General features: G+C 50.5%; 1 tRNA gene. It reads left to right on the top strand.

What is annotated here, in order from left to right:
- The first annotated feature begins 214 nt into the window (after positions 1-214).
- A tRNA-Arg gene (locus EXT43_RS20540) sits at positions 215-287 on the top strand.

Below are 287 nucleotides of genomic sequence, written 5' to 3'. Positions count from 1 at the left end.
CGTAGCTCAGCTGGATAGAGTACCTGGCTACGAACCAGGCGGTCGGAGGTTCGAATCCTCCCGCGTCCGCCACTTTTTACTTTAACTCTGCATCGAGTATAAGATGTTAGTAAATTTGGTCGGAGGTTCACTCTTTCAAGAGACGTCCCGCAACCGCCCTTTTTACTTTAACTCTTGCTAAGAGAATAAATTAGCAATGTTCAAATGTGCGTGTGGACGCGTAGCTCAGCTGGATAGAGTACCTGGCTACGAACCAGGCGGTCGGAGGTTCGAATCCTCCCGCGTCC

Origin of the sequence: Pseudoalteromonas sp. CO109Y (assembly GCF_004208935.1) — a bacterium.
Classification (GTDB): domain Bacteria; phylum Pseudomonadota; class Gammaproteobacteria; order Enterobacterales; family Alteromonadaceae; genus Pseudoalteromonas; species Pseudoalteromonas shioyasakiensis.
Note: the sequence above shows the minus strand (reverse complement) of the source record. Positions and strands in the feature narration are given on the sequence as shown.